The sequence below is a fragment of the Litoribaculum gwangyangense genome, from assembly GCF_039543505.1.
Taxonomy (GTDB): domain Bacteria; phylum Bacteroidota; class Bacteroidia; order Flavobacteriales; family Flavobacteriaceae; genus Litoribaculum; species Litoribaculum gwangyangense.
Window position 1 is genome coordinate 149,075 of sequence record NZ_BAABJW010000004.1, and the last position, 20,234, is coordinate 169,308.

Consider the following 20,234-nt stretch of genomic DNA (forward strand, 5'->3'; position numbering starts at 1 on the left):
TAGTCACTAAAAAATATTCAGATGAAAAGGAGGGATTTTATTCAGTTATCAACTATCACTGGTGTAGGATTATCATTGTCAGCCAAAAGTTTTTTAAGTTCGTGTGCTTCAGGAGTTAAAGAATTTCATTCATCTGAATATAGAACCTTGGTTTTTAATTTGTTGAAGGACTGGTGCGATGGTATGATAAAAACCCAAATCATAAAACCATCAGACCCAAAAATGCATGGACTTTTGGATTGTCCTGCTTGCCAAACAGTACACGCTAGAATCATGGATGCGGTGTATCCATTTTTTTATATGGCAAAGGCTACAGGAGATAAAAAGTATCTAGAAGCTGGTATTTTGGTATTTGAATGGGGTGAAAATGTAACCCGAGATGATGGGGCTTGGACCAACGATTTAGACCCAAAATCATGGGATGGTACCACCGTTTTTGGAGCTGTAGCCTTGGCTGAAACTTTGAAGTATCATGGTGATTTATTAGAGGAAAGCACTCGAGAACGATGGTATAAGCGTTTAGAACAGGCTACTGAGTTTGTTTATAATAGATTTTATAAAGTAGATGCTTCTAATATTAATTATGGTGCAACAACTATTTATGCTTTGAATTTAATTGGGAAGTTGCTTAACAATACAAAATACATAAGTAGAGGTAAAGAATTAGCAACACAAGTAAAAAGCTTTTTTACAAAACCGAATGCGCTTTTATTTGGTGAGATACAAGGTAAGGATAAGAAAAAATTGAGTCCAAAAGGCTTATATGGTATCGATTTAGGCTACAATTTAGAGGAGTCTTTAAATAATCTAGTATTGTATGCTTTAGAAGAAAATGATGAGGAGTTATTACAACTCTTAAAAATATCTTTAGATGCGCATTTAGAGTTTATTTTACCTGATGGGGGTATTGACAATAGTTTCGGTAATAGAATGTTTAAATGGACGTATTGGGGCAGTAGAACAAGCGATGGTATGCAGCCAGCATTTAGTTTTATGGCTAACCATAATCCGGCGCTAGGTACTGCAACTTTTAAAAATACGGAGCTTTTAAAACAATGTACTCACAATGGCTTACTACATGGAGGGCCGCATTATGTATCTCATGGTATACAACCTTGTGTGCATCATACCTTTGCCCACGCCAAACCATTAGCAACTTTACTTGACCACTGGGATAATTTGCCTAAAATAAATACTTTAACGCCTTTACCTAGAGCTATTGCCGATGGAGAGCGGTATTTTAAAGAGTTAGATGTTTCACTGTTTAGCAAAGGAGATTGGAGAGGAACCATTTCGGCTTACGATTCTGTCTATAGCCCAACGAAAGATGTAAGGCAAGCCACAGGAGCTTCTCTTGGAATATTGTACCACAACAAAGTGGGGTTACTTTGTACAGCTAGTACGGCAGTTTATAAAATGTTGGAAGCTTATAATCAGCAACCACAACCTGGAGAAGATTTTGCGTTAACACCAAGAATAGAAACTTATGTCGATGCCATTTGGTACAACAATTTGTTTGATTTAGAAGCGACATTTACTTCAAAAGATGATACCAATAGCATTGAATACAATGCTAAGGTGCAACTAAAAAGCGAAGCTTTTGAGCCGGTAAATGAAACCGCTTCAAATTTTGATTTGAATTACAGTTGTTCAGAAGAAAAGCTAGAAATTACTGCAAATACTAAAGAAGATATAAATAGCCCCACCGCTTTTGTATTACCAATCGTATCTCCAACCGGAGAAAAAGTAATGCAAGTTTCAGAACATGAAGTTTCTATTGAAAAGCCAATCGGAACAGTAAAAATTACTTCAAGTTCAGTCATAAAAATAAAAGATACACCAAAAGAGAGACTATTCAATATGGTGCCAGGCGTAGAAGCAGTGCCATTAATTATGCCTTTTGAAGATAAAAATCAAGTTAAAATTACTGTAGAAATTGTATAGAAAAAGCGTTTTATACGCTTCAATCGTTTTATAAAAACATCGAATAAATTAAAATTATGAAAAAACGAATCTACTTAGTAGCTGTTTTCAGTTTGCTAATCAGTTCTTGTAAAACGAAACCATCGACAGAGCAAGCGATTTCAGAGGAAAACACAAAACCTAACGTATTATTTATTGCAGTAGATGACTTAAACAATATGATAGGACCCATTGATAAATTTTCAAATGTAAAAACCCCAAATTTTGATAGGTTAGCTGAAATGGGCGTGACCTTTACAAATGCGCATGTACAAGCGCCACTTTGTGGCCCTTCCAGAGCGTCCATCATGACGGGTTTAAGACCCTCCAATACTGGTATTTATGGAATGATTGGCGATAATGAGATACGAAGACCAGATAATCCCGCAACAAAAGATGTTACTTTTTTACCTGAATATTTTGGAAAAAATGGTTATCACACCATGGGTATTGGAAAACTGTTTCACGACCATGCGCCTGATAGTGTATTTCATGAATCTGGGGGACGTGTAAAAGGGTTTGGACCACTTCCAAAAAAACGCTTTGTATGGGATGGTATTGGAAAAGGTATTAAAGGGGTACATGGTAAAACAAGTACAGATTGGGGGGCATTTCCAGAGAATGATACCTTAATGCCAGACCACGCTTCGGCTAATTGGGCTATTGAGCGTTTACAACGCGATTATGACCAACCTTTTTTTATGGGTGTTGGTTTTTTACGAGTGCATGTACCCTTATATGTACCTCAAAAGTGGTTCGATTTATATCCTTTAGAAGACGTAGCAACACCACCTTATAGAGCAGATGATTTAGTAGATATTCCAGATGTTGGTTTACAGATTAACGATTTACCTATGATGCCTTCTACAAAATGGGCGATTGAAAGCGGTGAGTGGAAAAAAATTGTACAAGCCTATTTGGCCTGTATCAGTTTTGTAGACAATGAGTTAGGACGTATACTTGACGCATTAGAAAATAGTAAATACGCTGATAATACCATTATTGTATTGTTGTCTGACCACGGCTATCGTTTAGGTGAAAAAGGCACTTTTGCGAAACATGCCCTTTGGGAAACTGCCACTAAAGCACCGTTGATGTTTGCTGGCCCTAGTTTGCCAAAAGGTAAGAGAATTGATGCGCCAGTTGAGATGTTATCTATTTATCCAACACTTTTGAAATTAAGTGGACTTCCTGCGAATGACAGAAACGAAGGAAAAAGCCTGGTGTCAATGATGCTAAATGATGAAGACATAGAAGGCACTTATGCGCTAACAACTTATGGAATGAATAACCATGCTGTTAGAACAAATCAGTACAGATATATTAAATATGAAGATGGAACTCAAGAGTTATATGACCATAGTATAGATTCTAACGAATGGAGAAATGAAGCTAATAATCCTAAGTACAAATCTAAAATTGAAGAATTAAAAGCTTTGTTACCAAAAAAGAATCTGAAGTGGGATTCAGAATCTAATTATACATTTCAACCTTATTTCGTAGAGCAGAAGGCACGAACTAGTGAAGATAACTGATTTTATAAATAAGGATTAATAAGAGCACTAGATTTTTGATGATTTTGTGAAAGCGCTTTAGCATTCAATTGAAAGCATTCATTTTAGTCGGGATTTAAGACATAAAAACGATTCTTATCACACCGTTTTATGATTTAGAGTCTCCTTTTTTGAGCCAATTCCTAAAAGTCTCAACAATTAGGCAAGATAGCTCAGGATAGTTTTTTAAATACAAAGTAATAATTTCCTATTCCCTTATGGAAAAAAAGTAAACATGTTAACCCACTTGTCCTTAAAATTAAAAATGAAATTGTTTAAACCTGTATTAAAAAAAGTATTAGTATTCTTAGTCTTTGCAATAGTTGTTAGTTGTGATTCTAATTCTAATAAAATAAAACAAACAGCGCATATCTCAAATCAAGATTTATTAGCGGGTTTTCAAAATCCACCGGCCGAAGCAAGACCCTTTGTGCGTTGGTGGTGGAATGGCAACAAAATCAAAAAAGAAGAATTAGATACACAATTAGAATCTTTAAAAAGTATGGGTTTTGGTGGGGTTGAGATAAACCCAATTGCGATGCCAGATGCTACACCTACAGAGGAAGAATCCTTAGTTTGGATGAGCGACAAGTGGATTGATCTTGTAGTGCATGCTTGCAAAAAGACCCAGGATTTAGATATGATTGCCGATATGATTGCTGGAACAGGTTGGCCTTTTGGTGGTGAATTTTTAACGAAGGATGAAACCTGCCAGCGCATGGTTACGGATGATATTTCATATGAGGCGGGTGATGTTATTGAGATAAGCGAAGATTATTTAATTGATTACTACAAGAACAAATTTAAAAATAGTCGTGACGAGAAACGTAACAGTGAACGCACAACATGGAGCCTTTCAGGTGTCTCATTGATGCCTTCTAATTGTAGTTCGATAGCTCAAATAATAGACCTTACCGAACACCAAGATAATTCTGGAAATATTTCATATAACATAAAAGGAGAAGGTAATTATATTCTGTCTTATCAATTGCTACAACAAGATTTTAGAGATGTTACTTTAGGAGCGCCAGGCGGTGCAGGACCTGTTATAGATCATTATAAAAAGGAAATGACATTAGCCTATTTAAATAGAATGAAAAAAATTTCAGAGCGTTCTGGTATTCCTTTAAATCAATTAATTCGAGCCTTATTTTGTGATAGCATTGAGGTGTCTGGTGCTAATTGGAGCGATGGGTTTTCTAAATTATTTTTTAAAACGTATGGATATAAATTAACCCCTTGGATGCCTTTTGTATTTTACCAAGGGCATCAAGATTATTCAAAAAGTAACTATACTAATAATTTTACAAAGGAATTCAAAAATCAAGTTAAACGTGTACGTTTTGATTTTAACAAGTTATTGGTTGAAACGTTTCTAGAAAATTTTACCAAAACTTACAAAACATTTTGTGAGGAAAATGGTATTTTGTGTCGCTATCAAGCATACGGAACACCGTTTTTAATGGGTATGTTAGATGGGTATATGATCCCTGATATTCCGGAAAGTAACAATTGGATTTATTCTGCCAAAATGAAAGATTCCACTTGGCAATGGAGCCCCTCTCATGGGTACATGATTTGGAATTTATATGCTTCTTCTGGGGCGCATTTAACAGGTAAAAAAATCACGAGCTGTGAATCCATGACCAATACCAATGGTGTTTTTAAGACCACGCTCGAAGAGATTAAACAGCATGATGATATGAATTTTATAACCGGCATTAATCATTCGGTGTTACATGGTTATAATTACTCACCCAAGGAAGCCCCGTTTTCTGGTTGGATAAGGTATGGTGCTTATTTTAGTGAGCAAAATACCTGGTGGAAACATTTAAGTAGTTGGGTAGATTATAATGCACGTTTGTCTTACATATTTCAAAAGTCGAAGGCAGAAAAATCCATGGCTATTTTAGGGCCAACATCCGATATATGGGGTGAAAAAGGGTTAGCAAGAGAACCTTTTCATTTAGAACCTGAGTATTTGTATAGATTATGGGAACCGATAAGTCAGTTAGGGTATTCCTGCGATTATATCAATCAGAATGTGTTGGCTAATGCCGCCGTAAAAGATGGCGTTTTGACTTATGGCGATATGCATTTTAAATTATTGGTTTTAGCAAGTTTGAAATCGTTAGATATTGACGCGGCTAGATTATTAAGGGATTTTGTTTCCTCTGGAGGAAAAGTGCTGGTAATTGATGGTTTGCCAAATAAGTCTTTAGGGTTTAGTGATTATCAGTCCAAGGATGCAGTAGTGTCGGATATTATTAATGAAATTCAATCAAAATATACGTCATCAATTGTAAGCGTGAACAAACCAAAAGCTACGGATGAACTACTAAGATGGACAAAAGAAGTTTTAGAAAAAACAGAAATTTACCCAGATGTGGAGATTAGCAACCCTAGTAAAAACGTTTTTCAAATACATCAATCTACTTCAAAAGAAATTATTTATTTCTTTACCAATGTAAGTAGGTATGAAACTTCAAATTTCAAAGCGGTATTTCCTATTCAAAATAAATATCCTTACATCTGGAATCCAGAAACAGGTGAACGCAAACCTTATTATTTTGAGGAGTCATCAAATGAATTAGACATCACTTTAGAACCTCTTCAATCTTTATTGTTAGTTTTTGAAGATGAAAAACCTGTAGTGAGACCCGAAAATTCAAAAGTTCAATTAGTAGATTCTAAAGCAATAAAAACCAATTGGGATGTAGTTGGGAACAGAGTTGATAATAAGAGTTTTACATGGACCATGGAGGAGTTATTGGATTTTGGATTTTCAAAAGATATAAGCCAAAACACTTTTGCCGGCAATTTAATATACAAAACTAAAATTACAGTTCAAGAAAATTTTACCCATTTAGATTTGGGTAACGTTAATGAAGGGATCACAGAGTTATACATTAATGGAAAAAATATAGGAAAACGATGGTACGGAAAAGCTATTTATCCCGTTGAAGATGTTCTTAAAAAAGGGGAAAATGATATTGAAATTCATTATACCACCGTTTTAGCAAATTATTGTTTGTCTTTAGATACTCCTGCGGTAAATAGATGGACAAATAGGTACAAAAATGAACCTCTTACACCAGTGGGTATGGAAGGACCGATAACGTTATTATCTTTTAAATTAAAAAATTAAACTAAAAATTATGAAGTATAAATCGATTACACTTCTGGTTTTCATTTTTTTAGTGATGACTCATTTAGAGCCATCTCATGCTCAATATGTAGATAGTAGCAAATCGTTAAACCAATATGCTTTCGACTTATACGGCGAATTAAAAGGTGAAAAGGAAAATGTTTTTCTGTCGCCATTAAGTACTTACTACGCCCTTTTATCGGCCTACGAAGGTTCTAAAAACAAAACAAAAACGGCATTTGAAAAGGTGCTGTATTTAAAAGATTCAACACGTTATAACTATAACGATTTGTATAAGCAGGAGAGTAATGCAGATAGCCTATTTGGTTTAAAAATTTCTAATGCCATTTGGGTAGATAAAAAATTTCAAGTAGAAACGGCTTTTAAAAATGTGGTTTTAAGTAAATATTCTTCAGATTTTAAGCAAACCAATTTCGCAAATACAGCATTGGCAGTAACAGATATCAACCGTTGGGTTTCAGATAAAACAAATCAGCGCATAACAGATATGGTAAACCCTTCAGATATAAATTCTGAAACAAAATTAATGATTTCGAATGCGGTTTACTTTAAAGGCGAATGGCTAACTAAGTTTGAAAAACTTAGAACAGCTGAATCAACCTTTTTCACAGATAATGAAAATCAATACAATGTTGATTTTATGAATATCACCGAAAACCTTAATTATTTTGAAAATGAATCCTTTCAATTTATAACTAAGCCATACAAAGATTCAGATTTGTCGTTTTGTGTATTATTACCAAAAACACTATACGGACTAGAAGCCATTGAAAACAATTTGAATGCCGAATTTTTTAATGAAATTTTAGAGCAAACAGTTTCCACAAAGGTATGGCTTTCCATACCAAAAATAAAATTGGAAACGAGTTATAAACTAAAATCGGCCCTAACAAATATGGGTTTAAATTCGGTATTTAATAATGAAGCAGATTTTTCTGGAATATTAAAAAATGAACCTTTGACCATTGAACAAGTAGCCCACAAAACCTATATTGATATAACCGAAGATTATACAGAGGCTGCTGCTGCCACAACAACTATTGTTTATATTAGAGGTTTGCCTTTATATAAAACGTTTAAAGTAGATCATCCCTTTGTGTTTTTTATTGTAGATAACAAAACCAATGCGATGGTATTTATGGGTAGATATGTTAAGCCTCAAGAAGGTAAAGTAATTGATAAAGCAAATTTTGTAGATAATTTACTAAAAAGAAATAACAAAAAATTAGATTGGGGAGGGAATGATAAAATTTTGATTCTGATTGCAGAACGAAAAAAATTTAAACCAATTGATATACAAGATGTGAATTTTAATAACATTGAATATCTGAAAGTTTATAAAAAGGAAGATGTTAAAAAATTCACAACCGAGGATTACTATGGCGTTGTTGTACTTAAACTCAAAAAAACAAAAAAATTAAAAAAAAATAGCATTAGAGAATGAAACAACAATTTTTAAAAATATTTGTTTTGAGTCTGGTTTTTACCCTTAGCGGAATTTGCAAAACAACAGCACAAAAGAACCTTAAAACTAAGAAACCAAATATCTTATTTATAGCAGTAGATGATTTGCGTCCGGAATTAAATTTTTACGGCGCCAATCATATTAAATCTCCAAATTTAGATAAACTGGCTAGTGAGAGTTTGGTGTTTAATAGAGCGTATTGTAACATACCTGTTTGTGGAGCATCAAGAGCAAGTTTGCTTTCAGGTATGCGCCCTACAAGACATCGTTTTATCGACCATAAAACTGAATTGGATGTGGATGTCCCAGGAGTGGTTTCGTTTCCCAAGCTTCTAAAACAGAATGGTTATACCACCATTTCTAACGGAAAAGTGTATCACCATAATAATGATGATAGTTTGGCGTGGAATAGCATTTGGTTTCCAAAGGGAGATACCCGTGATTATCAATTGGAAAAAAACATCAAACAAAATACAGCCCCAAATTCTCGAGGAGAGGCGTTTGAGTTAGCAGAGGTTGATGATAATGCCTATTTTGATGGTAAAATAGCTCAAAAAGGGATTGATGATTTACGACAACTAAAAGAAGGTAAACAACCATTTTTTTTAGCCCTAGGTTTCATGAAACCACATTTACCTTTCAACGCTCCAAAAAAATATTGGGATTTGTATGATAGAAGTAATATTGAACTTCCAGAAAGTTACGTACAGCCAGAAACTACCCCAAAAGAAGCGTTTCATAATTTTGGGGAATTGCGTAATTATGGTAACGTTCCCAAGTTTGGGGATATATCTGAAGACCTTGCCAAAGAACTCATTCACGGCTATTATGCTTGCGTGAGTTATGTTGATACACAAATAGGTTTGGTTCTTGACGAGTTGAAACGTTTGGAATTAGAAGATGATACCATAGTTATTCTATGGGGCGACCATGGCTGGAATTTAGGCGACCACAAATTATGGTGTAAGCACGTTACGTTTGAAAAAGCATTAAGGACGCCATTAATCATAAAAGTTCCAGGTAAAACCAGTGGACAGCAAACAAATGCCATAACCGAATATATTGATATTTACCCCAGTTTGGCAGAATTAGTTGGATTGAATGCTCCCGAAACTGTTGAAGGACAAAGTTTTGTGCCAGTTATAAATGGAGAAACACCAGATAAAGATTGGGGAGTATCTAAATTTAAAGATATGGTTACCCTAATCAAAGGCGATTTGTTTTATACGGAATGGACTAAAGACGATGGTGTTGCCTATGCGCGTATGTTATTTGATCATAAAACGGATCCTTTAGAACTTGATAACTTAGCAGAGAAACCAGAATATCAAGAAACAGTAAGCCATCTTGCTGAAGAGCTCAGGGCAAAATGGGGGAAAGATTTCTTAAATAAATAGTAGTTATGAAACGAGTTTTGTCTTTTTTAGTAGTGTTATCTTGTGTAACGTCATGTCATACAACCAAAAAAGCAAGTGCTCAAAAAAGTAATACCGACCAAGAATGGAATTTAGTTTTTCAAGATGATGGCACTAAAGATTGGACAAAGCAATGGACTTTGGATGGCTTGATTGCAACCGTGGAGCATTCAGAAGAAGGTATGCATTTTAAAGCAGGACCCGAAGCTAATAATGATGCGCATCATGGCGTATTATGGACGAAGGAATCATTTTCCGGAGAGGTTAAAATTGAATTTGATTACATTAAAACCGATAACGCTAACAAATATGTAAATATACTTTACATACAAGCAACTGGTGATGAAGAGGGTATTTATGAAACGGATATTTCGAAATGGAAAAACTTACGAGAGGTTCCTAAAATGAAGCTATATTTTGAAAACATGAACACGTTTCATATAAGTTATGCAGCGTTTGGAAATGATGGAGAAGGTTTACATTATGTGCGTGCCCGTAGATACCCGAAACCAGACGATAAACCCTTTAATAGCATCGTGGTTGAACCTTCATATGATATGCAAGGTTTTTTTGAAACTGGAAAACGGTATCATTTAACAGTTATTAAAACTTCAGCAAAATTAAGTTTTAAAATGGAGCATGAAGATAAAGTAGCATATTTTGAGTGGGATATTTCAGAAGTTGCGCCAATTATAGAGGGTAGAATTGGGATCCGTCATATGTATACCCGCACGGCTATGTATAAAAATTTTAAAATTTATACAAAGTAGGAAAATATCATCTTGCTGAAACCAACTAATTTTTTGAGTGTAAAAATTATAAAAAATGAGAACTTTATTAGTATTAAGATTTATCTTAATTAAAATGCATCCGCTCTGTCAAATAATTGCCTCCTTTACAGAGAGGCTACAGTAAAATTTACAAATAACAAATCAAAGTAAAACTATACTTTGTCTCATAGAAAACTATATATGATAAATTCAACAAAAATAACAATAGCAAAGGTGCTTCTGGTCCTACTTTTTTATATGCAAAATATGTATGGGCAAAATTCAGAACGGCCTTTTATTTTAGTAACCTCAGAGGAGCGCAAAAACATACTTAATAAAATTGAAAAGCAAGACTGGGCGAGTGAAATTTACAATAAGTTATTGAGTAAAACCAACAAAGAGGTTGATGTTTTTTACAAAAATCCGGAGAAATACATTAAACAATTGCCATTTAATTGGAGGAAACAAAAAGCCAACAGTTTCCCGCCTTTTTATGAAACAGACCATGTAGAAAATGGCGTGCATTTAAATTTAGATAATGCTACTGATGAAGAATGGGAGCCCGCCGAGTTATTGATTAAATACCTACAAGTTGCCTTAGACTGTGGCATGGTTTACTACATTACAGAAGATGAAAAATATGCCTATGTTGCTAGCAGTATTTTGTATGCATTTGTAAAATCAGTTCAGAAATCAAAACTTTCTGATTGGCATGGTAGAGGTGGTTGGTTGTTTCCCTACGATGGTTTTCGTGAAGTAAGAGTTATTGGATATAAAGTGCCATTAATTTATGATTTCATAGCGCCTTATTTAAATAAGAATGGTTTGTGTTTTGACATCATCAAAAAGAAAGATGTCGATTTTTCTAAAGATGAACTTCAACATGTTTGTAGAACCTATGCCGATATCACAATAAATTACGGTCATACCGGTTCGAATCATTCTGTTTTAGAAGCTCCAAGTTTAGTGTACAATGCCTTAGCTATGGATGATATAGCAGAGCGTGAAAAGTTGTTGTCATATTTTCTAACCGAAAATACCGAGAATCAAGATGCATTGAACGTGATGGCTCAAAATTATAAAAACAAAGGAGATATTTGGCCAGAAACTTCACAGTATCTCAATCATTCAACAGCTATTATTGCCCGTTTAATGCTTGTTGTTAACAGGTATAAACCCGAATTACAATTAGGAAAAAAGTACTCCAATATACTTTTTGCTTTACCTCGGTTGGATTATTTTGTTTATCCCAATGGTGAAATTATTAGGTGGGGAGACGGCCACAGAAGGGGTAGGGCACCCTATGAAGCATGCGAGGACGGCTATATATTGGCAAAAATGGATGGACTTACAGGAATTAAAGAGAGGCTTGGAGGTGTTATTAGTCGTGTTATGGCAAATAGTGAGTATCATAGATCCGATATGGAATCGATATTTTGGTATAATGATATAGATGAAAAGCCCGAAGAGTTTAAACTTAGTAGAACAGATAGGGTTTATCATGCCGGAATCGTTATGCAAAGAAATTTAAGTGAAACACTAAAACCAGAAGATGGTTTAATGTGTTTTGTTGGTGGCGCGCATATGATTCATGGGCACGCCGAGGGCATGAATATTGAATTATACGGAGAGGGGCAAGTGCTAGGGGTTGATAATGGCCGAGGAAGGTATGCCCAAGATATTCATGAAAACTACTCGCGAATTTTTGCAGCTCATAACACCGTAATTGTTAATGGCAGTTCTCAAGGTGAAGGTAAATGGGCCAACTTAGGCATCAATACCGTTAAATTGATTTCAATGGAACCCAAAGTAGGAGCGGAAGGTGTATCGCCATATAATTCATTTTCACAAACAAGTTTTGAAGATACAGGAGGTGAAAAAGCAGAGGCCAAACAAGAACGTACCTTGGCTCTAATAAGAACTTCGCCAACTACTGGTTACTATGTAGATGTCTTTCGATCAAAATCAAAATTGCCAAATGAATATCACGATTATTTGTATCATAATATTGGTGATGATTTAGTTTTTGAAAATTCAGATTTACAGTTTAATGCTACTCCAAATAGATACATGGCTAATGCCAATTCAAAATGGGATAGACGAACTTTTAGAAATCCTGGATGGCATTTTTTTAAGGATCTTAAAACTTCCAACTTGTATGGTGATGATGTTAAAGCAATCTTCAATACGGAGCAGTTAATAAAAGGCTCTATATACATGCAATTATACATACCAGGTTTTAAAAACAGAGAATTCACAAAAGTAAAAGCCCCGCATACTTTTGAAGCCCCAAAACCTTATGACGCATTACCAACGCCAACATTGGTTATTCGAAATAATGGGCCTGCTTGGGAAAATCCATTCGTAGTGGTTTATGAGCCCTTTAATGAAAATGAAAAACCTACAATAAAATCAGTTGAAAAGCTTGAAGAAAATGGAATTTATAAAGGATTGAAAATAGAAAGTGCCGTATCGTCAAACAATCTGATTCAATATATAATTACACAATCAAAAGATGCCATTTTTAGTAGTGAAGCCTTGGAGCTTTATTTTAAAGGGACCTTTGCCATAATAACTTTGAATGAAAAGCAGGAATTACAAAATATCTATATAGGAGAAGGTGAAAACCTTATATTTAAAAATGAAGTAATTACCACAAATAACGATAAAAGCTTTTTTAAAGCGTATTAATTTGTTTCACCTAAAGGAAACAAACATTAAAAATTTTAGTGTTGGGGGATAAATAAAGAGTTGTGATTTTTTATGAATATTTTTTTGAAAAATAATAGATCAGTTAATATTTCAATATTAAGTGTTTTTTTTCTTCTATTGCAGTGCACTACGAGTAAAAAGTATGCATCTTCTACTTTGGTCACTGCAAATTCACCTTCTGCTAGACATGAATGTGGTTTTATAGAAGTAAATGGTCTTTTTTATTTAATAGGAGGGAGAGGTATTAAGCATATTGATATTTATGATAATACCACTACAGCATGGCAAAAAGGTTCTGAACCACCAATTGAAATTCATCATTTTCAAGCGGTAAATTATGGCAAGGATATTTATATTATGGGAGCTATGACTGGTAAATATCCACATGAAACGCCTTTAGATAGAATTTTAATATACAAGATAGAGGAAAATTCATGGGTATGGGGCCAAAGTATTCCCGAATCTAGACGAAGAGGATCTGCCGGGGTAGTTGTTAAAGGGGACTACGCCTACGTGATTAGCGGTATTACTGATGGACATTGGAGTGGTCATGTGCCGTGGTTAGATAAGTATAATTTTAAAACGGGCGAATGGACTGTTTTAGAAGATGCACCAAGACCGAGAGATCATTTCCATGCGGCAATAAAACAAGGAAAAATTTATTGTGCAAGTGGTAGAAATTCATCGGCCAAAACCAATGAAACGTTTAGTCTTACCATTCCTGAAGTTGATGTTTATGATATTAACAAAAACCAATGGAAAACACTACCAGAATCATCTCACATACCAACTCAAAGAGCAGGAGCATCTAGTTTGATTAAAAATGGTTATTTAATGATAATTGGAGGTGAAAGCAGTAAACAAGAAATGGCTCATAACGAAATAGAGGAATTGGATTTATCCACTGGTAAATGGAGTACAGTTGGAAATTTAATTAATGGAAGACATGGAACGCAAGCGGTAATCTATGATAATAAAATTTATATAGTTGCTGGAAGTGGAAAGAGAGGTGGAAAGCCAGAATTAAGTACTTTAGAGGTGTTTTCTAGATAAAAAACTAAGATTTATAGTTTTAAATATGAAGTTAAATTATATAAAAATATCTCGAATTCTATTTTTCTTTGTTATACTAAATACTTTTTTTGGTTGTAAAACAGAAAAAAATCAAACTTTATTATTTATTGGGAGTTTTACAGATAAAAAACCAGGTGAGGGAATCCATGTTTATGAGTTTAATAATGAAACTGGAGAAAGCACTTTAAAATACACTGTGAACAGTGTTATAAATACATCCTATTTGCGTTTGGCACCAAATGGTAAGTATTTATATTCGGTAGTAGAAAGCCAAATGGATTATAACGGTAAGGTTTCAGCTTTTAAGGTCGATTCTATAAAGCAGCAGATTAGTTTAATTAGCACTCAAGATTGTGGTGGTAGAAATCCAGCTCATATAGAGATTGATAAAACAGGACATTATCTTACAAATTCAAATTATAACGATCCTAGTATTAGTATTTTTAAACTAAATGAGGATGGAAGTCTTAATCCATATAGCCAAATTCTAAGATTCAAGGATAGTAGTATTATTAAAAATCGTCAGGAAGCATCACATATACACTCTTCAAATTTTTCACCAGATAATGATTTTTTGTTCGCACATGATTTAGGGGCAGACAAAATAAGAGGCTTTCAGTTTGAACCTAAAAATCAGGATTCCATTATCCAAAAAGAAAATGCCATTAAGGTAAAACCAGGTAGTGGCCCACGGCATTTTACATTTCACCAAAATGGTAAGTTTGGTTACGGAATAAATGAGCTAAGTGGAAAAGTTTCCGTCTACAAATATGTTCATGGAAGCCTAACCTTTATAGCCGATTATATGTCTTATCAAGAAAAACAAGATATTTACAGAGCAGCGGATGTTCACATTTCACCTGACGGTAAATTTCTTTATGCCTCAAATCGCGGACCAAAAGAAGATAGTATTTCTATCTTTTCAATAAATCAGGAAAACGGCACTTTAAGTATTGTGGGGCATGAACCAACCTACGGAGAACATCCAAGAAATTTTTCAATGTCTCCAGATGGTAATTTTTTACTTGTTGCTAACCAGTTCTCAAATAATGTAATAGTGTTTAAAAGGAATTCTCAAACAGGAGAACTTAAAAAATTGCCTTTTGATATTAGGGTTAATAATCCGTCTAGCGTGCAAATGCGAACTTATAAAATTCCCTTTTAATTACATTTATAATGAATCTCTATTTATAAAATTAAACGGAACTTTAATTTTGCAACCTTTAGTCTTATTTAAAATAATTTCAGCCGTAGTCTCGCCCATAACTTTGAAGTCTGTTGATATGGTGGAAATGCCAAGTAAATCTTTTAAAGGCGTCTCGTTATATGATATGATACCAATATCTTTACCTAGTTTGTATTCATCCTCACGAACTTGCTTAACAAGGCTAACCAAGTCTGTTTCTTCAATAGTAATAAATAAATCACCACGTTTTAATATCATATCGTCGTATACTTTATTTAAAATTTCAAAATCCAGCTTATGTTCAACACAAAATTTCCGAAATCCATGTAAAATTCTTTTGGGGTAAGGGTAGACGGATTTTTCAGGATAAATTAGCATTATTTTTTCATATTTTTTTATTTTCTCCAACCCTTCAGTTAACGCAACATAAATATCGTTTTCAAAGTCCTGGTAAATTTCATTGGTTTTACCGTTGAATATGGGCTTACTATTATCTAATAAGATGAGCTTTTCCGGAGTTAGTTTTTTTAATTTTTCTAAAACTTTTTCTGTAAAACTAATATGTTCAAGATTTTCAGTTTTAAAATGAGGCATAATTATATAATAATCGTAAGCAGCCATATTTTTATCTAAGAGATTTAAAAATAAGGTTTCATCACAATGGTAAATATGCAAATCTGTGTGGGAATTGGCTCCAATAGAGTCTATGAAATAGTTGTAAGTACGTAGTTTATAGGTACTTAGTTTATTCATTAAAAATAGTATATTGACTTTAGATATTAACTTTGTTCTCGAAATATAAAAACCTTTTCCCCGAATAGAGGTGATAATATTCCGTTCTTTCAAAATACTATAGGCCTTTTCAACAGTATCCCTAGAAAGATAAAATTCTTCACTAAACATATTTATCGATGGAATTTTTTGATCAATTGTCAAATTACCATTAGATATGTTGTGAATGATTGAATCTATAATTTGTTGGTATTTAGGTACCCTTGAGTTTTCATCAATCTTAATAAATTTCATCATTTCCATCATATTATTCTAAATTAAAACTGTAAAAGTAAGAGTTTTTAATAAATCGAAAATTACAAAAAAAAGCTATCTAAAAATTAAACGTTATTAAAAAGAAAATATAATAAAATTTAAAGGTAATAAAGATTTAAGTTTTATTGTTGAACTCTTACGTTAACTTATAGGCGCTGAATTGTGCTGACGTATTTTTATGGATGCAAGTAAAATTGATTCAAATATTTAATACATAACAATTAAAATTAATTACTTTTAAAACTTAACAAGTTGTTATATTTCAAGTAATTATAAATTTGAAACAGAGTTTTTTTTTAATCCAATTAAGTATTATTTAGTATTACGGTATAGTACAGGATAGAAAACAGAGTTTTCGAATATATTTTTGGATTATAATTTATTTTAATACAATATGGAGCAAACTGTAAAGAATTTTAAATATGTCGATTATTTATGGGATGAAGTGAAAGCTGCCTCTCTAGGAGATAACCAAGTTGAATTATTTCTATATAGATCAAACATTCTTGGGTCAGATCTAAGAATTACTAATTATGGAGGAGGAAATACCAGTTGCAAAACAATAGAAACGGACCCATTAACAAATGAGCAAGTTGAGGTAATGTGGGTAAAAGGTTCTGGAGGGGATATAGGGACCTTAACTCGTTCGGGTATTGCCGGTTTATATACCAAACGATTGAGAGATTTAAAAAATGTTTACCAAGGTTTGCATGATGAAGATCGAATGGTGGGTCTATTTAACCATTGCATTTATGATTTAGATAGTAAAGCGCCATCTATAGATACGCCATTACATGGGTTATTGCCATTTGCTCATATTGATCATTTACACCCAGATGCATTAATAGCAGTAGCGGCCGCCAAGGACAGTGAACAAGTTACCAAAGAGATTTGGGGAGATACCATGGGATGGGTGCCTTGGCAAAAACCGGGGTTTGACTTAGGATTGCAATTGGAAAAATGTTTAGAAGATAACCCAGGTATTAGGGGTATTGTGTTAGGAAGCCACGGATTATTTACGTGGGGAGACACTTCTTACGAGTGTTATATGAATAGTTTGGAAGTTATTGAAATGGCTTCTGAATATATTACTAAAAAGATTAAAGAAAAAGGCAACGTTTTTGGTGGTCAAAAAGTTGAAAGTTTACCAAAACAAGAGCGTTTGGAAAAGGCCGCTCAAATAATGCCATTATTGAGAGGTTTGTGTTCATCGGAAAATCGTATGATTGGTCATTTTTCTGATACCGATGTGGTAATGGAGTACATCAATAGTCATGATTTAGAAAGATTGGCACCTATGGGAACGTCTTGTCCTGACCATTTCTTAAGAACCAAAATCCAACCATTGGTTTTAGATTTAGATAAAAATGAAGATTTATCAAATTCAAAAGCGGTATTGGAAAAACTAAAGCCAGCCTTTGAAGCCTACCGTCAAGAATACGCTAATTATTACAATACCTGTAAAAAGGATAATAGTCCAGCTATGCGTGACGCCAATCCTGTTATTATCATTTATCCAGGAGTTGGTATGTTCAGTTTTTCAAAAGATAAACAAACTACGCGTGTTGCTAGTGAGTTTTATATTAATGCTATCAATGTCATGCGTGGTGCGGAAGCTATTTCAGCTTACACATCATTGCCTCGTCAAGAAGCTTTTGATATAGAATATTGGTTGTTGGAAGAAGCGAAGTTACAACGTATGCCAAAAGAAAAGCCATTATCTAGAAAAGTGGCGTTGGTAACTGGCGCTGGTGGTGGCATTGGTAAAGCTATTGCTGATAAATTAGCAGCCGAAGGAGCTAATGTTGTACTTACAGATATTAATGAAGATAGTTTAAAAGAAGCTAATGCTACCTATAAAAGAGATGTAGCTACCTATGCTATATGTGATGTTACTAGTACAGAATCCATAGAAAGTGCTTACAAGAAGGCTGTTATTGAATTTGGAGGTGTAGATATAATAGTGCATAGTGCCGGATTAGCCATTTCAAAACCACTAGAAGAGACTACTGATAAGGATTGGAATATCTTGCAAAGTATCTTAGTAAAAGGACAGTTTGATTTGGCAAAACAATTTGCAGCCATAGTTCGTAAACAAGGTTTAGGAGGCGATTATATAGCAATAGCCAGTAAAAATGGTTTAGTAGCTGGACCTAACAATGTCGCATATGGAACTGCAAAGGCTGCTCAACAACATATGGTGCGTCTTCTAGCTGCTGAATTAGCAAAAGATAAAGTTAGAGTTAATACGGTAAATCCAGACGGAGTTATTGTAGGTAGTAAGATATGGGAAGGTGCTTGGGCAGAAGGAAGAGCTAAAGCAAATGGCATTACAGTAGAAGAACTGCCTGCATTTTACGCAAAAAGAAATTTATTGCATGAAATCATAACGCCAGATGATATTGCAAATGGTGTATTTTCTTTCGTGGGTTTGCTTGATAAATCTACTGGAAACATTATAAATGTTGATGGAGGCATGGCAAACGCCTTTGTTAGATAATAGAATAGTTTGTTATAATTAGTTTAGTTTAGTAAAAGAAAACTTCCATAGATATTATGGTTTATGGGAGTTTCTTTTCTTTTAGAGAAATTTTAAAACATGAAATTACAAAAAGATCAAATCTTAAGTTGCAATAAATCAGAAATGGAAAATCATAACGAAAGTTTTGATTTTTTATCTAATAAACTGAATAAGCAAGGACATGACGTAAACAATATATTGTCCAGATTAGCCGAATTTCAGGTAGCTATACCAAGTTGGGCATTAGGCGCTGGTGGAACTCGTTTCGGGCGCTTTTCTTTTTTTGGAGAGCCTTCAAGTCTTGAACAAAAAATTGAAGATATAGGAGTAATTCACAGTCTAACCCAAACAGCTGGAGCGGTATCATTGCATATTCCTTGGGATATTCCTTCTGATTACAAAGCCATTAAAGAACAAGCTGATGCACTGAACATAAAGTTCGACGCCGTAAATTCAAATACGTTTCAAGATCAAAAAAATGCAAAAGAAAGTTATAAGTATGGCTCTCTTAGTAATACGAGTAAAGCAGTTCGTGAACAAGCTATACAGCATAATTTAGATGTTATCAAGATTGGCGATAAATTAGGGTCAAAAGCGCTAACAGTATGGTTGGCAGATGGCTCTTGTTTTCCTGGGCAAAATAATTTTCAAACAGCATTTCAAAATACACAAGATAGTTTAATTGATATATACAAAGGATTGCCAGATGATTGGAAAATGCTGGTTGAATACAAACCATACGAACCCAACTTTTATAGCACCGTTATACAAGATTGGGGCGCATCTTTAATGTTGGCAAATGGTTGTGGAGATAAAGCCTATACACTGGTAGACCTGGGTCATCACCTTCCAAACTCTAATATTGAGCAAATAGTTTCTATACTGCAATTAAAAGGTAAGCTTGGTGGATTCCACTTTAACGATAGCAAATATGGTGATGATGATTTAACAGTAGGCAGCATAAAACCATATGCACTATTTTTAATTTTTAATGAATTAGTTTATGGTATGGCAAATAATCCACAAAATCCAGATTTAGCTTGGATGATAGATGCTAGCCATAATGTTAAAGACCCATTAGAAGATTTAATCCAGTCACTGGAAGCCATCCAAGAGGCCTATGCAAAAGCATTACTTGTTAATCAATCAGCATTAAAAGCGGCACAATTAGATAATGATGTTGTAAAGTGCCAGGAGATTTTACAAGGCGCTTACAGAACTGATGTTAGACCATTATTGGAAAAAGCTAGATTAGCCAATGGAGGTGTTATTAACCCAATAAATGCATATAGAACATTAGATATAAGAGGGCAGTTAATAAAAGAAAGAGGTAAACATACTGTTGCTACAGGATTGTAAT

12 protein-coding genes are annotated in these 20,234 nt (G+C 34.0%); 11 read left to right on the forward strand and 1 reads right to left on the reverse strand.

The window, feature by feature from the left end; all coding sequences use genetic code 11:
- The first annotated feature begins 21 nt into the window (after positions 1-21).
- The 9 genes from ABD963_RS11880 (at position 22) to ABD963_RS11920 (ending at position 15,285) form a co-directional block, all read left to right on the forward strand.
- Positions 22-1,944 (forward strand): ulvan lysase-like protein, encoded by a 1,923-nt coding sequence (locus ABD963_RS11880; protein ID WP_345277199.1) that lies wholly within the window; start codon positions 22-24, stop codon positions 1,942-1,944.
- Between the two features lie 56 nt (positions 1,945-2,000).
- Positions 2,001-3,497: a sulfatase gene (locus ABD963_RS11885; RefSeq protein WP_345277200.1), complete on the forward strand. Its 1,497-nt coding sequence runs from the start codon at positions 2,001-2,003 to the stop codon at positions 3,495-3,497.
- 283 nt (positions 3,498-3,780) lie between these two features.
- Positions 3,781-6,663 (forward strand): glycosyl hydrolase, encoded by a 2,883-nt coding sequence (locus ABD963_RS11890; RefSeq protein WP_345277201.1) that lies wholly within the window; start codon positions 3,781-3,783, stop codon positions 6,661-6,663.
- Between the two features lie 10 nt (positions 6,664-6,673).
- The gene (locus ABD963_RS11895) at positions 6,674-8,128 is read left to right on the forward strand and encodes a serpin family protein (protein WP_345277202.1); all 1,455 of its coding nucleotides are present in this window, start codon (positions 6,674-6,676) and stop codon (positions 8,126-8,128) included.
- Positions 8,125-9,546: a sulfatase gene (locus ABD963_RS11900; protein ID WP_345277203.1), complete on the forward strand. Its 1,422-nt coding sequence runs from the start codon at positions 8,125-8,127 to the stop codon at positions 9,544-9,546. Before ABD963_RS11895 ends, ABD963_RS11900 begins: the two co-directional genes overlap by 4 nt.
- 5 nt (positions 9,547-9,551) lie before the next feature.
- Positions 9,552-10,334: a DUF1961 family protein gene (locus ABD963_RS11905; protein ID WP_345277204.1), complete on the forward strand. Its 783-nt coding sequence runs from the start codon at positions 9,552-9,554 to the stop codon at positions 10,332-10,334.
- 258 nt (positions 10,335-10,592) lie between these two features.
- Positions 10,593-13,025 carry an endo-acting ulvan lysase-like protein gene (locus ABD963_RS11910; RefSeq protein WP_345277205.1) on the forward strand — a complete coding sequence of 811 codons (2,433 nt, stop codon included), beginning with the start codon at positions 10,593-10,595 and terminating at the stop codon, positions 13,023-13,025.
- Between the two features lie 138 nt (positions 13,026-13,163).
- On the forward strand, positions 13,164-14,099 hold the full coding sequence (locus tag ABD963_RS11915; RefSeq protein ID WP_345277206.1) for a Kelch repeat-containing protein: 936 nt from the start codon (positions 13,164-13,166) through the stop codon (positions 14,097-14,099).
- 25 nt (positions 14,100-14,124) lie between these two features.
- Entirely contained in the window at positions 14,125-15,285 is a 1,161-nt protein-coding gene (locus tag ABD963_RS11920) for a lactonase family protein (protein WP_345277207.1), read from the forward strand.
- A 6-nt stretch (positions 15,286-15,291) separates the two neighbouring features.
- On the opposite strand, the gene ABD963_RS11925 is transcribed toward ABD963_RS11920, so the two are convergent.
- Positions 15,292-16,335 carry a GntR family transcriptional regulator gene (locus ABD963_RS11925; RefSeq protein ID WP_345277208.1) on the reverse strand — a complete coding sequence of 348 codons (1,044 nt, stop codon included), beginning with the start codon at positions 16,333-16,335 and terminating at the stop codon, positions 15,292-15,294.
- 412 nt (positions 16,336-16,747) lie between these two features.
- On the opposite strand from ABD963_RS11925, the gene ABD963_RS11930 reads away from it, so the two are divergent.
- Positions 16,748-18,853, forward strand: a complete 2,106-nt coding sequence (locus tag ABD963_RS11930; RefSeq protein WP_345277209.1) for a bifunctional aldolase/short-chain dehydrogenase — start codon at positions 16,748-16,750, stop codon at positions 18,851-18,853.
- A 99-nt stretch (positions 18,854-18,952) separates the two neighbouring features.
- On the forward strand, positions 18,953-20,233 hold the full coding sequence (locus ABD963_RS11935; protein ID WP_345277210.1) for a sugar isomerase: 1,281 nt from the start codon (positions 18,953-18,955) through the stop codon (positions 20,231-20,233).
- Position 20,234: the final 1 nt, after the last annotated feature.